This is a genomic window from Allobosea sp. 2RAB26, from assembly GCF_052115465.1.
GTDB lineage: Bacteria > Pseudomonadota > Alphaproteobacteria > Rhizobiales > Beijerinckiaceae > Allobosea.
Genome location: NZ_JBFRGS010000007.1, coordinates 87,847 through 106,699, shown reverse-complemented (window position 1 = coordinate 106,699; position 18,853 = coordinate 87,847). Strand labels below are relative to the sequence as shown.

The window sequence follows — 18,853 nt, the reverse complement described above, 5'->3', positions numbered from 1 at the left end:
TTAGCATGAAGGGGGCGGGCTGGCGAGGGCTCAGGGCGCGATGCGCCAAACCGTACGCAGCGAACTCGTCATCGTGATCTCGCCGGGTTCGACCGAAATCGGTGCAGCACCAGCCGCCATGCGGAAGGCACGAACATCGCCCGCGGCGCGGCCTGGGATTTCGGCTTCAGCCTCGACGATCGAGACCAGCTCGCCGACCTTGACGCCGAGTGCCGTGGCGTGGAGTTCGGCCCGCGCACGCGCCGCCTCCGCCGCCTTCAGGCGCGCGGCATCCTTGGCCCTGCTCTCGTCCGCCAGCCCGAAGCTTATGCCGGACATCTCGTTCGCGCCGGCCTTTGCCAGCGCGTCGATCAGCGGACCGGCCTTGGCGAGATCGCGCACGGTGACGGTCAAGCCGGTGCGGGCCTCGTAGCCGTCGATCGTGGCGGCGCGCGGCGGCTTCGGACCGGGAGACATGGAAGGCTGCGTCATGCGCGGCATCAGCGAGACCTGCGAGGTCATCAGATCGGCTGGGGCGATGCCCGCCGCCTTGACGGCTTCGACCAGCCTGGCCAGCGCCGGCGTGTTCTGGGCGAGAGCCTCGGCGGCCGTCTTGCCCTCGCTGACAATGCCGGCCTGCAGGATCGCGATATCGGGCCTGACCCTGACCTCGCCCTCGGTCCGGATGACGATTCCCTCGGCGGGAGCCACCGTGTTCGCGGTCTGGGCCATGACGGGGCCAGACAGAACCAGCATGGCGGCGAGCAGAATCGTCTTCTTCATCGTTTTATCCTCAGGCTATCGGACGGGGCCGGCATCACCGTCCCGCCAGAATCTCCGCCACTTGCGGAATATCCTTGTCGCCACGACCGGAAAGATTGACCACCATCAGGTGGTCCTTCGGCTTTTGCGGCGCAAGCTCGGCTACACGAGCAAGCGCATGTGCCGATTCCAAGGCAGGAATGATGCCTTCGAGCTTGGAGATGAGCTGGAAGGCCTCCAGCGCCTCCTCGTCAGTGGCGGACAGATATTTGACCCGGCCGACATCGTTGAGCCAGGAATGCTCAGGGCCGATGCCGGGATAGTCGAGACCGGCCGAGATCGAGTGCGCATCCTTGATCTGCCCGTCATCATCCATCAGCAGATAGGTGCGGTTGCCATGCAGCACGCCGGGACGCCCGCCCGTCAGCGAGGCGGCATGCAGGCCGCTCGGGATGCCGTGCCCGGCCGCCTCGACGCCATAGATTTCGACCGTGGGATCGTCGAGGAAGGGGTGGAACAGCCCCATGGCGTTCGAGCCGCCGCCGATGCAGGCGATCAGCGAATCCGGCAGGCGCCCCTCGAGCTCCTGCATCTGCTCGCGCGTTTCCCTGCCGATGATCGACTGGAAGTCGCGGACCATGGCGGGATAGGGATGCGGGCCGGCCACCGTGCCGATGCAGTAGAAGGTCGTCGCGACATTGGTCACCCAGTCGCGCAGGGCCTCGTTCATCGCGTCCTTGAGCGTCTTGGTTCCGGATTCGACCGGCACCACGGTGGCGCCCAGCATCTGCATGCGAAAGACGTTCGGCGCCTGACGGGCGACGTCGACCGCGCCCATATAGACGATGCATTCGAGGCCGTAGCGCGCGCAAAGCGTTGCGGTGGCGACGCCGTGCTGACCGGCGCCGGTCTCGGCGATGATGCGCTTCTTGCCCATGCGCCGCGCCAGCAGGATCTGGCCGAGTACATTATTGACCTTATGCGAGCCGGTGTGATTCAGCTCTTCACGCTTGAGATAGATCTTTGCGCCCCCGAAATGATCCGTCAGGCGCTCGGCCAGATAGAGCGGCGACGGCCGGCCGACATAGTGCTTGAGGCCACCAGCCATCTCGGCGTGATAGGCCGGATCGGCCTTGGCGGCATCATAGGCCTGTTCCAGTTCCAGGATCAGGGGCATCAACGTTTCGGCAACGAAACGACCACCGAACATGCCGAACCGGCCGTTCTCGTCGGGCCCGGAACGATAAGTATTCGGATTGCGGGGCGCGTTCATGTCGGGCCTGCCTTCTTCAAATCCTGCGCCGCCTGACGTGCGGCGGCGATGAAATCCCTGATCCGGCGGATATCCTTGACGCCGGGCGCGCTTTCGACGCCGGACGACACATCTACCCCGGCAGGCCGGGCAATGCGGATGGCATCGGCAACATTCGCCGGATCGAGGCCGCCCGATAGCATGAAGCGCAAAGCCGGGTCGAGGCCAGACAGGATCGTCCAGTCGAAGGGCCGGCCGTGGCCACCGGGATAGGCCGCATCCTTCGGCGGCTTGGCATCGAGCAGGATGCGGTCCGTCACCGCGACATAAGAGGACATGGCGGCAAGATCGGACGGAGCAGCGACACCCAGCGCCTTCATCACGCGAAGACCGGTCGCGGCCTTGAGCGCCAGCGCCTGCTCCGGCGTCTCGCGGCCATGCAGCTGAAGCCAGTCCGGCCTGAGCGCGTCCACGAGTTCCCTTGCCCGCGCCACATCGAAATCCACGATCAGGGCCACGATCTCGGCGCGGCCGCGCGCCATCTCGGCGAGCGCCATCGCGCGAGCCATATCGATGAAGCGCGGACTCTTCGGGTGGAAGACCAGCCCGACCATGTCGGCACCGGCGGCGAGCGCCGCCGCCATCGTCTCACGCGTGGAGAGACCGCAAATCTTGACGGTGAAGGCATCGGAGCTTTGCGACATTCCCCGGCAATAGGACATCTGCCGCGGGCCCGGCAACCTCCATGTCCCCGTGCGCCATGCCCTCTTGCGGCGCGCCCCACTTGCGACATGATCACGAGCGAAGCCAAGCGCGTCGCGGGGGCGACGGCAAAGCGGTCAGGATTGGTCCGGCATGGGGCGGCGCGGTTTCATGGCTCTGGCGGGCCTGCTGGCGATCTTCGGTATCGCCGCGTCGGTCTTCTACGTCCTGAACCAACCCCGGACGCTCAGACTCGCCGTCGGCCCGCTCGGATCGGAGGATGCGCGCATGGCCGCAGGCTTCGTACAGGGGCTCAGCCGCGAAAAATCCTCGATCCGGCTTCGCCTGATCCTCACGGAGGGCTCCGAGGAGAGCGCCAAGCGCGTCGACAGCGGCCAGGCCGATCTCGCCATCATCCGTCCCGATATCGCGCTGCCGGAGAATGCCGACACCGCCCTGATCACCCGCCGCACCTTCCCCTTCCTGATCACCAACAAGGAAACCGCAATCGGGCGTATCGCCGATCTGCGCGGGCGCAGGATCGGCGTGGTGCGTAATCCGGCAGGCAATATCGCGCTGCTCAAGCGCGTGCTGGCGCAATACGAGGTCAAGCCGGAGGAGGTCGAGATCGTCGGGCTGAACTCCGAAGAGATCGTACCCGCCGCGCGCGAACGCAGGATCGATGCGTTCTTTTCGATCAACGCCGTCGGTTCGCGCATCAACAATGACGGCCTGAGCAAGCTCAAATTGGCCTGGGGCGACGACCCGGTCCTCATTCCGATCAGCGCGGCGGATGCGATCACCGCGCGGCACAGATCGATCGAAACCGGAGAGATCGTGCGCGGCGCGCTCGGCGGAGACCCGCCGCGCCCCTCCGAGAGCCTGACGACGATCTCCGTGACTTCACGGCTGGTTGCGGCCCAAAGCCTCGACGACGCCGTCGTCGGGGATCTCGTCAAGGACCTGCTGGCCCTCAGGCTGACGCTGGCGGCTGAGCTCCCGTCGATCCAGGGACTGGAGACACCCTCGACCGACAAGGACACACCGCTGCCGGTTCATTCCGGCGCGGCGGCCTTCATCGACGGAGAGCAGGAAACCTTCTTCGAACGCTATGGCGACTGGTTCTATCTGGGCGTGATGGCGCTTTCGCTGCTAGGCACCGGTTTCGCCGGCCTGCTCAGCCATGACAGCACGCTCCGCCGACGCAAGGCCATGGCGGGGCTAGACCGGCTTGTCGCGATGCTCTCCGCCATCCGCTCCGAACAGGACGAGACCGCCCTCCAGAATTTCGAACGCACGGCCGATGCGATCCTGGCCGAGGTGCTCTCGAATTTTTCGAGCGGCGATGTCGACGCCAGCGGCCTCGCCGCATACCGGCTCGCCATGGATCAGGTCGGGCGCGCCGTAGCCGAGCGCAGGCAGACCCTTCTCGACGCCGAGGGCACGCCGGCCGCGTGATCCGGCAGCTTCCAGCCCCGCCACTTGGGGCATGCATGAGCATGGCAGCTTGCTTTTACTTCGGTAATTTCCTAAATAACGAAGATGAACATGGTCTTCAAAGCGCTCTCCGACCCGACACGCCGTGAAATCCTGCGGCTGCTGCGCGAACGGGACATGACGGCCGGAGAGATCGCGGCCCGTTTCAACCTCGCCAAACCCACCTTGTCCGGCCATTTCGCCGTCTTGCGCGAGGCGGACCTGATCCAGAGCGACAAGCTCGGCACCACCATCACCTACCGCCTGAACCTGTCCGTGCTCGAAGAGGCAATGTGTCTGTTCCTCGACCATTTCGGGCTCGCTCTCGAACCGAGGCCTCGCGCGGCCAAACCAAAGGACGCTCAATCATGATCCGCTCCACCATGACCCTGAGCCTTGCCGTCCTCGGCAGCATGCTCGTCGCTTCGACCTATGCGTTGATGCATGTGTCGCCCGATGCCCGGATCGCCATTCATTTCGGGATCGACGGCCAGCCAGACGGCTTCGCCGGGCCCTGGGTGGCGTTCCTCAGCCTGCCCGTCATCGCGGGGTTCGTCACGGCACTGTTCGCGCTGCTGCCGCGCATGGAGCCCCGCGCCGACAATCTTGCCCGCTCCGGCAAGGCCTACACCGCAACATGGAGCGCCGTTATGCTCATGATCGCGGCGTGCCACGCGCTTCTGATTGCGCACGCACTTGGGTATGCGGCCGATGTTCCACGCCTGGTGACCGCGATGCTCGGCCTCTTCCTGGTCGTCACCGGCAATGTCGCAGCCAAGACGCGCTCGATGCAGCTATTTGGCGTCAGGACGCCATGGACGCTTTCGGACGAGCGGGTCTGGCAGAGGACCCACAGGCTCTATGGCTGGGGCTCCGTCTGCCTCGGCCTTGCCCTCTTCGGCCTCGCGCTGGGCGCCGCGGCACCCCTCGTCCTGGCCACGGCCACGCTGCTCGGGCTGGCCGCCCTGATGGCCGCAACCTTCAGCTATTCCTATTGGGTCTGGCGGCAATTGCAGACCACCGCCCGCTGAGTTTCATGCGCCAGCGCTGCCCCTGTTGCCGGGCAGCTGTCGATCAAGGTTGCCCAAACGCCCTCTAGCGTTTATGTGCAGCGCAACGAATTCCAGAATCCCATACGAAAGTGAACTGCGCCGGCCGGGCTTTCCGCGCCGGCTCGCGGTCCTGAAAAGGTACCCCACGCATGTCCATGCGCAATATCGCCATCATCGCCCACGTCGATCATGGCAAGACGACTCTGGTCGACAAGCTGCTCCAGCAGTCGGGTACCTATCGCGAAAACCAGCGCGTGATCGAGCGCGTGATGGATTCCAACGAGCTCGAGAAAGAGCGCGGCATCACCATCCTGGCCAAGGCCACTTCCGTGGTCTGGAAGGATACGCGCATCAACATCGTCGACACTCCGGGCCACGCCGATTTCGGCGGCGAGGTCGAGCGCATCCTGAACATGGTCGACTCCGCCATCGTGCTGGTCGACGCGGCCGAAGGCCCGATGCCCCAGACCAAGTTCGTCGTCTCCAAGGCACTGAAGCTTGGCCTGCGCCCGATCGTGGCGATCAACAAGGTCGACAAGCCCGACGCTCGCGTCCAGGAAGTCATCAACGAGGTCTTCGATCTCTTCGCCGCGCTCGACGCCAATGACGAGCAGCTCGATTTCCCGATCCTCTACGGTTCGGGCAAGCAGGGCTGGATGGCGCATGATCCGGCCGGTCCGCAGGACCAGGGCCTTGCCCCGATGTACGACCTGATCCTCAGCCATGTGCCCGAGCCGCGCATCGAGGAAGGCCCGTTCCGGATGCTCGGGACGCTGCTCGAGGCCAACCCCTATCTCGGCCGCATCATCACCGGCCGCGTCGTCTCCGGCACGGCCAAGCCGAACCAGACCATCAAGGTGCTGTCGGGCGACGGCACCGTCGTCGAGACCGGCCGTATCAGCAAGATCCTGGCCTTCCGCGGCCTCGAGCGCACACCAATCGAAGAAGCCATTCCCGGCGACATCGTCTCGATCGCCGGACTGGTGAAGGGTTCGGTCGCCGACACCTTCTGCGACCCGTCGGTCGAGACCGCGATCAAGGCGCAGCCGATCGATCCGCCGACCGTGTCGATGACCTTCATGGTCAACGATTCCCCGCTGGCCGGCACCGAGGGCGACAAGGTCACCACCCGCGTCATCCGCGACCGGCTCCTGAAGGAGGCCGAGGGCAATGTCGCGCTCAAGGTCGAGGAAGCCGCCGACAAGGACAGCTACATCGTCTCCGGCCGCGGCGAATTGCAGCTTGCCATCCTGATCGAGCAGATGCGGCGCGAGGGCTTCGAGCTCGGCGTCTCGCGCCCCCGCGTCGTGCTGAAGCGCGGCGAGGACGGCCAGCTGCTCGAGCCGATCGAAGAGGTCGTGATCGACGTCGACGAGGAGCATTCCGGCGTCGTCGTGCAGAAGATGTCGGAGCGCAAGGCCGATATGCTTGAGATGCGGCCTTCGGGCGGCAATCGCCTGCGTCTGGTCTTCCACGCTCCGACCCGCGGCCTGATCGGCTACCAGGGCGAGCTGCTCACCGACACGCGCGGCACGGCCATCATGAACCGGTTGTTTCATGCCTACCTGCCCTACAAGGGCGAGATCGGCGGGCGCCGCAACGGCGTGCTGATCGCGATGGAAACCGGCGAGGCCGTGGCCTATGCACTGTGGAACCTCGAGGATCGCGGCCCGATGATGATCGAGCCCGGCTGGAAGGTCTATCAGGGCATGATCGTCGGCGAGCACACCCGCGAGAACGATCTCGAGGTGAACGTGCTCAAGGGCAAGAAGCTCACCAACATCCGCACCACCTCGAAGGACGAGGCCGTGCGCCTGACGCCGCCGATCCGGATGACGCTGGAGCGTTCGCTCGCCTGGATCGACGACGACGAGCTGGTCGAAGTGACGCCGAAGTCGATCCGTCTGCGCAAGGGCGTGCTCGACCCCAACGAGCGCAAGCGTTCGCAGAAGCAGAAGGAAGCGGTGGCGTAACGGCGACTGCAGGATGGCCGGGCCCCTCGCCCGGCCATTTTTCGTTGTGAACGACCTGGCATCTGCGGGCTTCTGCGAACCTGCGCCTCGCGCAGCCCGCGAATGACGATAGCGGCGATTGCCACGTCGCCTTGGCTCTGATCCTCTGCCGCCCTCTCTGGGAGGATCACATCATGCTTACCCGCAATCTCGGCCGTACCGGCCTGCGCGTTTCGCTCGTCGGCCTCGGCTGCAACAATTTCGGCGGCCGGATCGATCTCGAGGCGGCCCGCAAAGTCGTCGACAAGGCGATCGAGAGCGGCATCACCCTGTTCGACACCGCCGACATCTATGGCGGCCGGGGCGGCTCGGAGACGGCTCTCGGCGAACTCCTGGGCGCACGCCGCAAGGACATCGTGCTGGCGACCAAGTTCGGCATGGACATGGATGCCGAGGGCATCAAGAAGGGCGGCTCGCGGCGCTATATCGTGGAGGCCGTCGAAGCTTCATTGAAGCGGCTGAAGACAGACTGGATCGACCTCTACCAGATCCACCGGCCGGACCCGCTGACCCCCATCGAGGAAACGCTGCGCACGCTCGAGGACCTGATCCGCCAGGGCAAGGTGCGCTATATCGGCTGCTCGAACCTGCCGAGCTGGCAGGTCGCCGATGCCTACTGGACGGCGCGCAACCATGGCATCGAGGGCTTTGCCTCCTGCCAGGACGAGTACAGCCTGTTGGTGCGCGGCGCGGAAAAGGAGCTGATTCCGGCTGCCCGCCATTTTGGCATGGGGCTCCTGCCGTATTTCCCGCTCGCGAACGGCATGCTCACCGGCAAATACAAGCGCAATCAGCCGATGCCGGACGGCGCGCGCATGACGCGTGAGGCCCAGCGCGCCAACGAGGTCCTGACCGAGACGAACTGGCAGAAGACCGAGAAGCTTTCCGCCTTCTGCGAGAAGCACGGCAAGACGATGGTCGAGCTGGCCTTCTCCTGGCTGGCGGCTCAGCCCGTCGTTTCCAGCGTCATCGCGGGCGCCACCAGGCCCGAGCAGATCGAAGCCAATGTGAAGGCCGCGAGCTGGACGCTCAATGCCGATGAACTGGCTGAGATCGACGCGATCACCGCGTAAGCCGGCGGGGCCCCTGAGCCCAAATAGGGTCCGTCATGGCCAAGTCCGCTCCGACCATGCGCGCCCCTCGGCAATCGAGGCTCGTGTTCAGGAGCCTGATGCTCGCCGCAGCGGCGAGCATCAGGCTCCGACCCAGTCAAAGGAAACTCGCGATCTCCTCCAGCGGCTTCTTGCCGATCGCCGGAACGAGGCAGTCATCGGCGGGATAGCCGACGACGAGCAGGATCAACGCCTTCTCATTGTCCGGCCGCCCGCAGATCTCGTTCAGGAAATTCATCGGCGCCGGCGTATGGGTCAGGGTCGCGAGCCCGGCATCGTGCAGCGCCGCAATCAGGAAGCCGGTCGCGATGCCGACCGATTCCGGTACGTAATAGTGCTTCACCTTGCGGCCCTGCGCATCATAACCCCAGCGTTGCGCAAAGATTGCGATCAGCCAGGGTGCCTCTTCGAGGAAGGGCTTGTTGTCGTCGGTGCCGAGATGGGCAAGCGCACCGAGCCATTCCTCGCCGGCCCGACCGGCATAGAAGGCACGCTCCTCCTCTTCAGCCCCCTCTCGGATCAGCTTCTTGCGCTCCGGATCGGAGATGCAGACGAAGGTCCAGGGCTGCTGGTTCGCACCGGACGGAGCGGTTCCGGCAGCCCGAACCGCCGTCTCGATCAGTTCGCGCGGAACCGGCCGCTGCGAATAGTCGCGCACCGTGCGGCGCTTGCGCATGCGGGTAAGGAAGGCCTCGGCGCGCCCCTGCATCTGATCCTCGGGAACCCCCTCGAAAACCAGAGGCATGGTGACGTGGGGACTCATGACGTTTCGCTCCTGACGTGTTTTGGCGCAGCTTGCTGCGAATCGCGCCCCGGATGCAATGGACCCGGCCGCGCCGCCCGCATAAGGTCCGCGCCATGAGCACGACCGCACCAGACCTCAAGCCCGGCGACCATCTCTTTCTCGTCGACGGCTCGAACTTCATCTTCCGCGCCTATTTCCAGTCGATCAATCAGGACCGGAAGTATCTTTCGCGCTCGGATGGACTGCCCTCCGGCGCAGTGAGGCTGTTTGCGACCAAGCTCTTCCAGTTCGTGCGCGAGGGCGTGCTCGGCGTGAAGCCGACCCACCTCGCCATCGTCTTCGACAAGACGGAGAACTCGTTCCGCAAGGCTCTCTACCCGGCCTATAAGGGCAATCGCTCCGAGCCCCCGGCCGACCTGATTCCGCAGTTCCCGCTGATGCGAGAGGCGGTCCGTGCCTTCGGCCTGATCCCGGTCGAGCAGGATGTCTACGAGGCCGACGACCTGATCGCGACCTATGCCAGGCAGGCGCGCGAGGCTGGGGCCGACGTGCTGATCGTCTCGGCCGACAAGGACCTGATGCAACTCGTGCGGCCGGGCGTCGCCATGTACGACCCTGCCTCCGGCGACGCATCGAAGGGCAAGGGCTTTCGTGCCGAGCGCAAGATCGGCGAGCCCGAGGTGGTCGAGTATTTTGGCGTGACGCCCGACAAGGTCGTCGACGTGCAGGCGCTTGCCGGCGATGCCACCGACAATGTGCCGGGCGCGCCCGGGATCGGCATCAAGACCGCTGCCCAGCTCATCGGCGAGTTCGGCGATCTGGAGACGCTGCTGGCGCGCGCCGGCGAGATCAAGCAGCCGAAGCGCCGGGAGACGCTGACCAATCCCGAGGTGGTCGAGAAGGTCCGGATCTCGCACAAGCTCGTCACCCTGGTCGACGATGTCGCGGTCGAGACACCGCTTGCCGACCTGACACTGAACCAGCCCGATCCGGCCAGGCTGGTCGCCTTCCTCAAGGCGATGGAGTTCACCACCATCACCAAGCGCGTTGCCGAGGCCTACGAGGTCGATGTCGCGGCAGTCGACCCCGACCCGGCGCTCGCACCCGGCGGATCGCGTGCAGCCGAGCTCAAGGCGCTCTATGCCGGCACGGACGGACCGGCCGGTGACGCGATCGCCGCCACGACCAACGGAACGGTCGCGGCTCCAGGCTCGGCGCAAGCGCCCATCGCGGCAGCCTCCGCGACAGATGGCGGGATGAAGCCGGCCGATCTCGTGGCACAGCGGCGCGACGAGGTCGCGAAGCTGCCGATCGACCGCTCGACCTATGAATGCGTGCGCACGCTCGCCGATCTCCAGCGCTGGATCGCGTGGTCCTATGAGGCCGGCCAGGTCGCGCTCGACACCGAGACGAACTCGCTTGATGCAATGCAGGCCGATCTCATCGGCATCTCGCTCGCCGTCGCGCCAGGCCGCGCCTGCTATATCCCGTTGCAGCATCGTGGCGGCACCGACCTGTTCGGCGGTGGTATGCTGGAGGGCCAGATTCCCGTCGCCGACGCAGTCGCGGCGCTGAAACCGCTGCTTGCCGATAGCGGCGTGCTGAAGATCGGCCAGAACCTGAAATACGACCTGCTCGTCCTGCAGCGTCACGGACTCGCCGTGTCCCCGATCGAGGACACGATGCTGATCTCCTATGCGCTCGATGCCGGCAATAACAGCCACGGCATGGACAAGCTCTCGGAGCTGCATCTTGGCCACGAGACCATCCCCTATTCGCAGGTCGCGGGCACCGGCAAGGCACAGGTGACCTTCGACAAGGTCGATCTGGAAAAGGCGACCGCCTATGCGGCGGAGGATGCCGACGTCACCTTGCGGCTCTGGCGCGCGCTCCGGCCCCGCCTGACAGCCGAAAGCAAGACCACCGTCTATGAGACGCTCGAGCGGCCCCTGGTTGCCGTTCTCGCGCGCATGGAAAGCCGCGGCATCGCCATCGACCGGCAGATCCTGTCGCGGCTCTCGGGCGACTTCGCGCAGGGGCTCGCGCGGCTCGAGGATGAGATCTACGAGATCGCCGGCGAGAAGTTCACGATCGGCAGTCCCAAGCAGCTCGGTGACATCCTGTTCGGCAAGATGGGACTCGCTGGCGCCAAGAAGACCGCGACCGGACAATGGGCGACCGGCGCCGGCGTGCTCGAAGATCTCGCAGAGCAGGGCCACCCGCTGCCGTCGAAGATCCTGGAATGGCGCCAGCTCGCCAAGCTGAAATCGACCTATACCGATTCACTGCCGGCCTACGTGAACCCGGCGACCAACCGGGTGCACACGTCCTATGCCCTGGCCGCGACGACGACGGGGCGGCTCTCCTCCTCTGAGCCCAATCTCCAGAACATCCCGATCCGCACCGAAGCGGGTCGCAAGATCCGCACGGCCTTCATTCCGGAGAAGGGTCACAAACTGATCTCGGCCGACTACAGCCAGATCGAGCTGCGCCTTCTCGCCCATATCGCGGACATACCGCAGCTCCGGCAGGCCTTTGCCGACGGAATCGACATCCACGCCATGACCGCGTCGGAAATGTTTGGCGTGCCGGTCGCGGGCATGCCGAGCGAGGTGCGCAGGCGCGCCAAGGCGATCAATTTCGGCATCATCTACGGCATCTCGGCCTTCGGCCTCGCCAATCAGCTCGGCATCGGGCGCGAGGAAGCGGGCGCCTATATCCGCAAGTATTTCGAGCGCTTCCCCGGCATCCGCGACTATATGGATCAGACCAAGACGGCGGTCAGAGCGAACGGTCATGTCACCACGATCTTCGGCCGGGTCTGCCATTTCCCGGCCGTCGCCTCGAAGAACCCGTCCGAGCGCGCCTTTGTCGAGCGTCAGGCGATCAACGCACCGATCCAGGGCTCGGCGGCCGACATCATCCGCCGTGCCATGATCCGGATGGAAGGAGCCCTGACTGAGGCCAGGCTCGATGCCCGCATGCTGCTGCAGGTGCATGACGAGCTCGTTTTCGAAGTGCCAGACGCTCAGGTCGAGGCAACCTTGCCGGTGATCACCAAGGTGATGGTCGAGGCGCCGCACCCGGCCGTACAGCTGCGGGTGCCGCTCCAGGTCGATGCGCGCGCGGCCGGCAATTGGGACGAGGCGCACTGACCGCGAGCCAGACCGGGCGGGAACCAGAGCGGCCGCACTGACGTTATCGTTCCGTCGTGCCTCGGCGCGCGCGGGGGTAACGCATCATGCTCAACACGTCGGCCTGGAGGCCTTTTCCGCGCTATATGGTGGAGCCTGAGGTCGTTGAGGAGGAGAGCGGCAGCACCGTCACGCCTTACGAGCATGACCTGATCCTGCGTTATGCCATCGTCGGCATTTTCGTGATCCTGGCCACTGCGGCACTCTCCATCACCAAGGTCATTGCCCTGCCTGTCACCGCGGGGGTGATCTTCGGCCTCGTGCTCGGCCCGGTCGTCGACTGGCTGGTGCGCCATGGCGTGCCGCAGCTCCTGGCTGCCTTTATCGTGGTCCTTGTCGGCGTGTTGCTCCTGGTCGGTTCCCTGACGGTGCTGGCAGTGCCGATCGCAAGCTGGAGCGATCAGTTCCCGGCCATGCTGGCCGCGCTGCGCTCGAAACTGGCCGGCGTCCTTGTCTTCATGGACGAATTCAAGAAGATGGCGGCCAGCCTCTCCGGCAAGAGCGGGATGGAACTGAACGTCTCGCAAGGCAATCCGCTTTTCGATATCGCGCTCGGCTCCTCCACTGCCGCCGGCGGGCTGCTGATCTTCGTGGCGACAGTGTATTTCTGGCTGGCGACCCGCCGGATTTTCAAGGCGCGCGTCCTCAGGCTCTGCCTCGGCCATGGCGCACGCCGGTCCGCCGGATCCTTCTTCGAGGAGATCGAAGTGCGGGTCGCCCGCTATTTCGGCCTCGTCACTCTGATCAATCTCGGCATGGGCCTGGCCTCGATGGCGATCGCCTGGCTCGCTGGACTCCCCTTTCCGGTATTCTGGGGTGCACTCGCCTTCCTCCTCAACTATCTCGCCTTCATCGGCCCGATCATCGTCACAGTGATGCTGTTTGCCGGCGCCCTGCTCGATGCGCCTTCGCTCCTCAGCGCGGCCTGGCCGGCAGCCACCTATTTCGTGCTCCACCTTCTCGAGGGGAACGCGATCACCCCCGTCTTCGTTGGCCGTACGCTGACGGTGTCGCCCTTCCTGGTCTTCATCGGCTTCATCTTCTGGCTCTGGCTCTGGGGGCCGGCGGGCGCAGTGCTCTCGACTCCGATCCTCCTCGTTGCCATGGTGGCGCAAGAGGAGTTCGCGCGGTATCGCAAGACGCAGCTTGACGACGCTGGCGAGGAGACCAAACCGGCTTAACGGCCAGGCTGATCACCGAGCAGTTCGCGGAACCGGAGCGAGGATGGCGCGTTGCCACCATGACGCGTCGATTTCTCGACGGAACCGGTTTTCCAGACATAGGGAACGACAGACATGGCCAAGACCGCCACTTCCGCGAAGCGTCAGGCGGAGACCTCCGTCAAGAGCGCCGGGGATGAGATCGCAGCCGGCGCCGACGACATCGCCAAGCGCGCGACTACAGCCGGGCGCCGCGTTCGCGGCGAAGCCGAGAATGTCGAGGAGAGCCTGTCTCGCAGCGCCGAAGACCTCGCGGCGACGGTGAGCGAAAAGCTCAGGGCCGTCGGGGTCGATACCGACAAGATGGTCGACGTCGCCAAGGAGCAGGCGACCGAATTGCAGCGCCTGATCGTCGCGGAAATCCAGGAACGCCCGTTGCGCGCGCTTGGCGTGGCCGCAGCGGTCGGTCTGTTCGTCGGCTTCCTTTCGGCACGCTGAGATCATGATCGGGGGGCTGGGAGCACTGCTGGCGTCGGAAATCCGCGGCAGGGTGAAGCGCAATATCGTCGTCTACGGCCTGTACGGGTTGGCGGTCCTGCTGATGATCTGCGCCGTCGGCTTCGCGCTCGGCGCCCTGCATGCGGTGCTGGAGCTGCATTATGGCAAGGTCCAGGCGAGCCTGATCATCGCCGGCGGGCTGGTTATTGCCGGTCTTCTGGTCTTCGCGATCGCGGCTTTCATCAACAGCCGTCGCCGGCCGCCCCCGCCCTTCGCTGCAACCGCCCTGGCCGCCGCTCCGGTCGCGGCCTCGCTGCTGAGCTCCCGCAAGAAGTGGAGCACCGTTCTCGTCGGCGGCGTGGTGATCCTGGGCGCGATCCTCGGACGTCAGCTTTTCAAGGGGGACGATGGCGCCGAGGGAGAGAGCTGAGAACCTCGCTCCGGAGCCCCGTCGCGGCGCCCTCATTGGCGTTGCGCGGCCCTGAGGATGGACGAATCCTGTCTTTTTACATAGGGATTGTGACTTCGGTCGGCTATCACGGTGCCCATGTCCGCCCAAGCAAGGCCGCAAGGCCCGATCTTTCTATCGCCATTGCCGACGCTGGCCCGGCGGCTGCGCTCCGCGACCACGACCATTGCTGCCATCACCGTCGTCGGGGTTGCGATCATCCTGGCGGCCTGGATCAATTCGCAAGCGATCGAAACCTCGCGCGAGGTGGCTCATTCGGTCGAGATTCGTGAACAGGCCGAACGCCTGCTCGGGCACATGCGGGATGCTGAAACCGGGCAGCGCGGCTATATGCTGACTGGTACGCCCCTCTATCTTGCCCCCTATACGTCTGGCCGTGCGGCCGCTCCGTCCGACCTTGAGGCGCTTGAGCGCCTCGTCTCCGACGACAAGCAGCAGAGCGAGCGGGTGGCCTTGGTGCGCGCCCAAATGGCCCGCAAATTCGAGGAACTCGAGGCAGCGATAGCGCTTGCTCGCGAAGGCCGGCAGGCTGAGGCGCTGGCCCAAATCCGCGACGGGCACGGCATTGCGGCGATGGACGAACTGCGCGGGACAATCCAGCAGATCCAGCTCGCCGAGAATATCAAGCTGGTCGCCTTAAGCAGCCGTGAGGAGCGCCGCCGGCTCTGGGCCAGCATCGGAATCGTGGTGGCGCTGGCAGGGCTCGCATTCGCGGCATGGCTGCAGGTCCGTACGCGCCAGCGCCGCTCTGCAGCGCTCGCGATGACCAATGCGGAACTCGAACAGATCGTCAGTGAGCGCACGCAGCAGCTCGAAGCGGAGCGATTACGCATCGAGGCGCTTCTGCGTGACGTGAACCACCGCGTCGGCAACAACCTCGCCATGGTTTCCGCGCTGCTCAATGTTCAGAGCCGGCAGACGCGCGAGCCAGCGGTGAAGGCGGCCCTCGCCCAGGCGCAATCGCGCATCCAGGCGATCGCCGCCGGACAGCGCCGGCTGCGTCTCGACATCGAGACCGACGAGATCGACGCCCGCCCCTATATGGAGGACCTGCTAGACGAGATCGGCAAGGCGGCGGAGGGCCGCCCCATCTCGATCGATCTCGATATGGATTCGATCCGGCTGCCCGGGCGCGACGCGGTCTCCTTCGTGGTGATCGTCAACGAACTCGTCACCAACGCGATCAAACATGCCTTTCCCGGGAACATGACCGGGCGGGTCGTCATTCGCTTCGGCAGAGGTGACGGCACCGAAGCCCCGACACTCGTCCTGACGATCGAAGATGACGGCGTCGGAATGCCGCCCCAGGCCGAGGCCAAGGGGCTGGGTCAGACGGTCATTGCGAGCCTGCTACGCAGCATGCGGGCAACCATGGACGTCGCCGCCCGCACCCCGGGCACAGAGCGCCCTGGAACCCGGGTCACGCTGATATTCCCCAAGAGAGACTGAGCACAGTGAGCTGCCCTGAACGGAACAGCAGGGTGCCGTCAGTTCGCCTTCAATGCCCGTGATACGAAGCTTGCAATCTCGCGCGGCGAGAATGGCTTGCGCAGAAAGCGCACCTGGCGCAGCGCGTCCGGCACATCGCCCGGTGTCGCACCGGACACGAACGCGATCGGCGTCCCCTTGCTGAGCAGGCTCTTGGCAACGTCGAACGTCTTGCCGCCGACAACGTCGATGTCCAGCAATGCGCAGGAAACCGGCGAGCCGATGGCGCGTCGAGCCTCCTCGACGGAACCGACAATGATGAGCTCGGCATCCTCCCCGAGCTTGTCCATCACGGCATACTCGATATCCATCGCGATGAACGGGTCGTCCTCGACGATCAGGATGCGGATCTGGCTCATCAATCCCGCGTCCTTTCTCGACCTGCCATGGAACTTTCGCCTCTGGGTGAAGAACGCGGCGAAGCATGGCGTTGTTCCGGCACGCGGGACGCACCGCGACGGAAAGCTCCAAATTGAGCTAAACATGCGGCAAGAAGGTTATCGAAGCGTAACCCTTTGCAGAAGCCGTCTTGAGCAAGTTGCGAGACGTCAGCGGCGCCCACGCGACGGTGAAGACGACGGCGCGAGCGTAAGCTCGAGACCGGTAACGCCGACGGCGACATTGAAGCCGCGCAGGGTCTGCAGTGAGAGAGGCTGCAGCGTGACATCCTTCTCGACGCCGCCGATGAGCATGTTCACCGATCCTCCCGTCCCCGCCGAAGCTCCGGCGCTTGCGCCAACATAAGTGCCCGCCAACGCCCCCAGGGGGGCTCGCGCATAGGGACCAAAGACACGCCAGCCCATGCTGCTGCGCTTGAACGAGCCGACATCGAGCCCGAAACCGCGCACAACGCCGGTATAGCGCTGCACGGGCCCGCGGCGCGGCGTAAAGCGGCACTCCATGGGCTTCTGCGATGTCACGATAAGGTTGAGTGCGCCGCCGACATGGCAACTCAGCCGACCTGCCGGGGCCCCGCTCTGTGCGTTCGCAGCCGTGGTTGTAAGAGCGCTCAAGGCGGCAACGCAGAACGCGGTTGCGGCGACAATTTTGGCAGGCCGATGGATCATGACGAATCTCCTGACAACATGGTTACCAAAAAATGCCGCAATAGCTCCACAGTTCCCAATCAGTCTGGAACCTAGGCAGGAGCGTTGCGTTCCAATTCCGCCCCTGGACGGAAACGTGAGATGTTCACTCGTATTAGCCCTCCTCTGCAAGCGACGCTGATCCCGACAGGCAGCGAGCCGGATCGGCTCCCTCCCTTTTGGGAACTTGAGGATTTGATTGCGTCGGGATTCGACCGAACCACGGCGCTCGATATTCTCGCGATCCGCCGCGCGCAGGCCGAGACCGGCCGGGTTCCTGTGGCCCTGTTTCGCCCAAGCGATCCCTGGCGGCTCACCCGCGTCGAACTCGACGAGATCTCCGACAACGTCGCTTGAGCGACGGCACACACCGTCATTGGCAGAAGCGCGCCGCGGCTGAGCGGCGCGGCTGAATATCGACATGCAGATGATTGGCATGGGCGGCGTCCGAGCCCGGGCCTAGGCTGGTCGCGAAAGCCCCGCACGCCGATTGCCTCACCGACTTCAAAAAACGGTCTTGAGCCAATCCTGCCGGCTTCTCGACCATGACACGGACACCGCCCGACCGTTCCTCACCCATGACAAAAGCGAAGATATCGAGCGCCTGACCTGTCGCATGCTCACTGACCGGGCCGGCCGTCGAGCGGTTGCGCCGACGACACTCATAGCCACCTCCAACCTGAAGACGCGAGAGCTCCCGCCCAAAATGCCCTCGGGCGAGGGGCTGGACGGTATCGTCAAGCCACTGCGAAACCGTCGTCGCCATGGCACAGCTGATCGTGACCGGCGGCGCGAAGACAACCGTCCCCGGCCCGTCGCTCGCACGGTAGGTAAGCGCCTCCACGACGACCGGCTCCTGCACCCGGCAGGCCGGGTCCGTTGCCCGGTACTGCTTCGCATCGGGTTGACGAATGCGATTGCCCGCGATGGCTGCCAATGCCCGCATGCAGGCGCCTTCTCCGGGCGGAGTAGGAGTAGAGGTGACGGGTGACTGCGGTTCGACCGGCTTCGCAGGCGACTGTTCCGCGGGAGCCGACACGGAGGGCAGCGCAGGCGGAGGTATAGCCAAATCCCGAGGGCGCGGTGGCGGCACGCCAACGGGCGCAGTGCGCTCCGTCTGAGTACGTGGGGCCGGCTCGGCCTTGGAAGGCGTGCCAAGGGGCAGCATGGCGGCCACCGCGCCAATGCAGCACACCCGCACCACCAGCCCCATGCCCCTGGTCGTCATCGCAGCATTCCCTCCTTCATTCAGGCCCCCGTCACCATTTCAGAAGGGAGCGAAAGCGGCGCAACGACGAGAAGGACAGCCAGAGTGATCTGAGCGCTGGTTCATACGTAGCTGCCAAATAAAATGGCCGCGTCCGTCGCATCCGGAAAGCTATCGAGCAGCATCAGCCTTGTCGTTCTCGGCGTCCTTCAAATTTCGGAACGCACCTGAGGCAACGCAGGGTGTGTAAGACTTGTTCCCTTCACCTCTCGTCTGCCCCGAGCCACCGAGTCGGAACCTTTGCGGCGGCAGAACCGTTGCTTCAACGATGCATGTTGTATTCTGAGGTTTCTCGATGTCCGGGTGGGCCGTGACATTCCTGATCGCAGCGCTTGTTGCGGCGATGCTGGCTTTTGGCGGTGTGCCGGGGCTGGCGACGATGGCCGCAAGGATCGTTTTCTTCGCTGCGCTCGCCGCAGCGGCGATCACCGGCCTGATTGCAATAACCAAGAGGCGGCGGTCGTGAGCCGGCCACGCGCCAGGAGAGATGTCATGAAATGGATTGCGCCGATGATCGTCGCCTTGCCGTTTCCGGCACTTCTGATCGTCTATTTTCTGGGCTGGTAAGGCGCACGAAAAAGGGTCCGTTGCGCCATGACG

General features: G+C 65.0%; 19 protein-coding genes. 12 read left to right on the top strand and 7 right to left on the bottom strand.

Features of this window, described 5'->3' with window-relative positions:
• Window positions 1–30: 30 nt before the first annotated feature.
• From AB4118_RS15690 to AB4118_RS15680, 3 genes are read right to left on the bottom strand one after another with little or no spacing between them, the layout of a single operon-like run.
• Window positions 31–762 carry an SIMPL domain-containing protein gene (locus AB4118_RS15690; protein ID WP_441490600.1) on the bottom strand — a complete coding sequence of 244 codons (732 nt, stop codon included), beginning with the start codon at window positions 760–762 and terminating at the stop codon, window positions 31–33.
• A 34-nt stretch (window positions 763–796) separates the two neighbouring features.
• Window positions 797–2,014 carry a tryptophan synthase subunit beta gene (trpB, locus tag AB4118_RS15685; RefSeq protein ID WP_441490599.1) on the bottom strand — a complete coding sequence of 406 codons (1,218 nt, stop codon included), beginning with the start codon at window positions 2,012–2,014 and terminating at the stop codon, window positions 797–799.
• Window positions 2,011–2,697, bottom strand: coding sequence for a phosphoribosylanthranilate isomerase (locus AB4118_RS15680; RefSeq protein WP_441490598.1), 687 nt, complete (start codon window positions 2,695–2,697; stop codon window positions 2,011–2,013). Before AB4118_RS15680 ends, trpB begins: the two co-directional genes overlap by 4 nt.
• Window positions 2,698–2,848: 151 nt before the next feature.
• Between AB4118_RS15680 and AB4118_RS15675 the strand changes: the two genes are divergently transcribed.
• The 5 genes from AB4118_RS15675 to AB4118_RS15655 all read left to right on the top strand — a co-directional run bounded on the left by AB4118_RS15675 (window position 2,849) and on the right by AB4118_RS15655 (window position 8,308).
• Window positions 2,849–4,153 carry a TAXI family TRAP transporter solute-binding subunit gene (locus tag AB4118_RS15675; protein ID WP_441490597.1) on the top strand — a complete coding sequence of 435 codons (1,305 nt, stop codon included), beginning with the start codon at window positions 2,849–2,851 and terminating at the stop codon, window positions 4,151–4,153.
• A 90-nt stretch (window positions 4,154–4,243) separates the two neighbouring features.
• A complete protein-coding gene (locus AB4118_RS15670; RefSeq protein WP_441490596.1) occupies window positions 4,244–4,543 on the top strand; it encodes an autorepressor SdpR family transcription factor in 300 nt (99 codons plus the stop codon).
• A complete protein-coding gene (locus AB4118_RS15665) occupies window positions 4,540–5,202 on the top strand; it encodes an SdpI family protein (RefSeq protein WP_441490595.1) in 663 nt (220 codons plus the stop codon). Before AB4118_RS15670 ends, AB4118_RS15665 begins: the two co-directional genes overlap by 4 nt.
• Before the next feature lie 170 nt (window positions 5,203–5,372).
• Window positions 5,373–7,196, top strand: coding sequence for a translational GTPase TypA (typA, locus tag AB4118_RS15660; RefSeq protein WP_441490594.1), 1,824 nt, complete (start codon window positions 5,373–5,375; stop codon window positions 7,194–7,196).
• A gap of 173 nt (window positions 7,197–7,369) precedes the next feature.
• Window positions 7,370–8,308, top strand: a complete 939-nt coding sequence (locus AB4118_RS15655) for an aldo/keto reductase (RefSeq protein ID WP_441490593.1) — start codon at window positions 7,370–7,372, stop codon at window positions 8,306–8,308.
• 136 nt (window positions 8,309–8,444) lie between these two features.
• Here AB4118_RS15655 and AB4118_RS15650 read toward each other — a convergent pair whose 3' ends face one another.
• Window positions 8,445–9,110: a nitroreductase family protein gene (locus tag AB4118_RS15650; protein WP_441490592.1), complete on the bottom strand. Its 666-nt coding sequence runs from the start codon at window positions 9,108–9,110 to the stop codon at window positions 8,445–8,447.
• Window positions 9,111–9,205: 95 nt separating this feature from the next.
• Between AB4118_RS15650 and polA the strand changes: the two genes are divergently transcribed.
• The 5 genes from polA (at window position 9,206) to AB4118_RS15625 (ending at window position 15,862) form a co-directional block, all read left to right on the top strand.
• Window positions 9,206–12,247 carry a DNA polymerase I gene (gene polA / locus AB4118_RS15645; RefSeq protein WP_441490591.1) on the top strand — a complete coding sequence of 1,014 codons (3,042 nt, stop codon included), beginning with the start codon at window positions 9,206–9,208 and terminating at the stop codon, window positions 12,245–12,247.
• An 86-nt stretch (window positions 12,248–12,333) separates the two neighbouring features.
• On the top strand, window positions 12,334–13,467 hold the full coding sequence (locus AB4118_RS15640; RefSeq protein WP_441490590.1) for an AI-2E family transporter: 1,134 nt from the start codon (window positions 12,334–12,336) through the stop codon (window positions 13,465–13,467).
• A gap of 114 nt (window positions 13,468–13,581) precedes the next feature.
• Window positions 13,582–13,944 carry a glycine zipper domain-containing protein gene (locus tag AB4118_RS15635; RefSeq protein WP_441490589.1) on the top strand — a complete coding sequence of 121 codons (363 nt, stop codon included), beginning with the start codon at window positions 13,582–13,584 and terminating at the stop codon, window positions 13,942–13,944.
• Between the two features lie 4 nt (window positions 13,945–13,948).
• The gene (locus tag AB4118_RS15630) at window positions 13,949–14,374 is read left to right on the top strand and encodes a hypothetical protein (protein ID WP_441490588.1); all 426 of its coding nucleotides are present in this window, start codon (window positions 13,949–13,951) and stop codon (window positions 14,372–14,374) included.
• A gap of 117 nt (window positions 14,375–14,491) precedes the next feature.
• Window positions 14,492–15,862, top strand: a complete 1,371-nt coding sequence (locus tag AB4118_RS15625; protein WP_441490587.1) for a sensor histidine kinase — start codon at window positions 14,492–14,494, stop codon at window positions 15,860–15,862.
• Window positions 15,863–15,900: 38 nt separating this feature from the next.
• Here AB4118_RS15625 and AB4118_RS15620 read toward each other — a convergent pair whose 3' ends face one another.
• Both AB4118_RS15620 and AB4118_RS15615 read right to left on the bottom strand, forming a co-directional pair.
• Window positions 15,901–16,260, bottom strand: coding sequence for a response regulator (locus AB4118_RS15620; RefSeq protein ID WP_441490586.1), 360 nt, complete (start codon window positions 16,258–16,260; stop codon window positions 15,901–15,903).
• Window positions 16,261–16,449: 189 nt separating this feature from the next.
• Window positions 16,450–16,968: a DUF992 domain-containing protein gene (locus AB4118_RS15615; RefSeq protein WP_441490585.1), complete on the bottom strand. Its 519-nt coding sequence runs from the start codon at window positions 16,966–16,968 to the stop codon at window positions 16,450–16,452.
• A gap of 84 nt (window positions 16,969–17,052) precedes the next feature.
• Between AB4118_RS15615 and AB4118_RS15610 the strand changes: the two genes are divergently transcribed.
• Window positions 17,053–17,343, top strand: coding sequence for a hypothetical protein (locus tag AB4118_RS15610; RefSeq protein ID WP_441490584.1), 291 nt, complete (start codon window positions 17,053–17,055; stop codon window positions 17,341–17,343).
• Between the two features lie 16 nt (window positions 17,344–17,359).
• Here the strand turns inward: AB4118_RS15610 and AB4118_RS15605 are convergent, their stop codons facing one another.
• Complete coding sequence (locus tag AB4118_RS15605; protein WP_441490583.1) at window positions 17,360–18,214, bottom strand: extensin-like domain-containing protein; 855 nt, start codon at window positions 18,212–18,214, stop codon at window positions 17,360–17,362.
• A gap of 334 nt (window positions 18,215–18,548) precedes the next feature.
• On the opposite strand from AB4118_RS15605, the gene AB4118_RS15600 reads away from it, so the two are divergent.
• Window positions 18,549–18,719 carry a DUF1328 family protein gene (locus AB4118_RS15600; protein WP_069878382.1) on the top strand — a complete coding sequence of 57 codons (171 nt, stop codon included), beginning with the start codon at window positions 18,549–18,551 and terminating at the stop codon, window positions 18,717–18,719.
• Window positions 18,720–18,853: the final 134 nt, after the last annotated feature.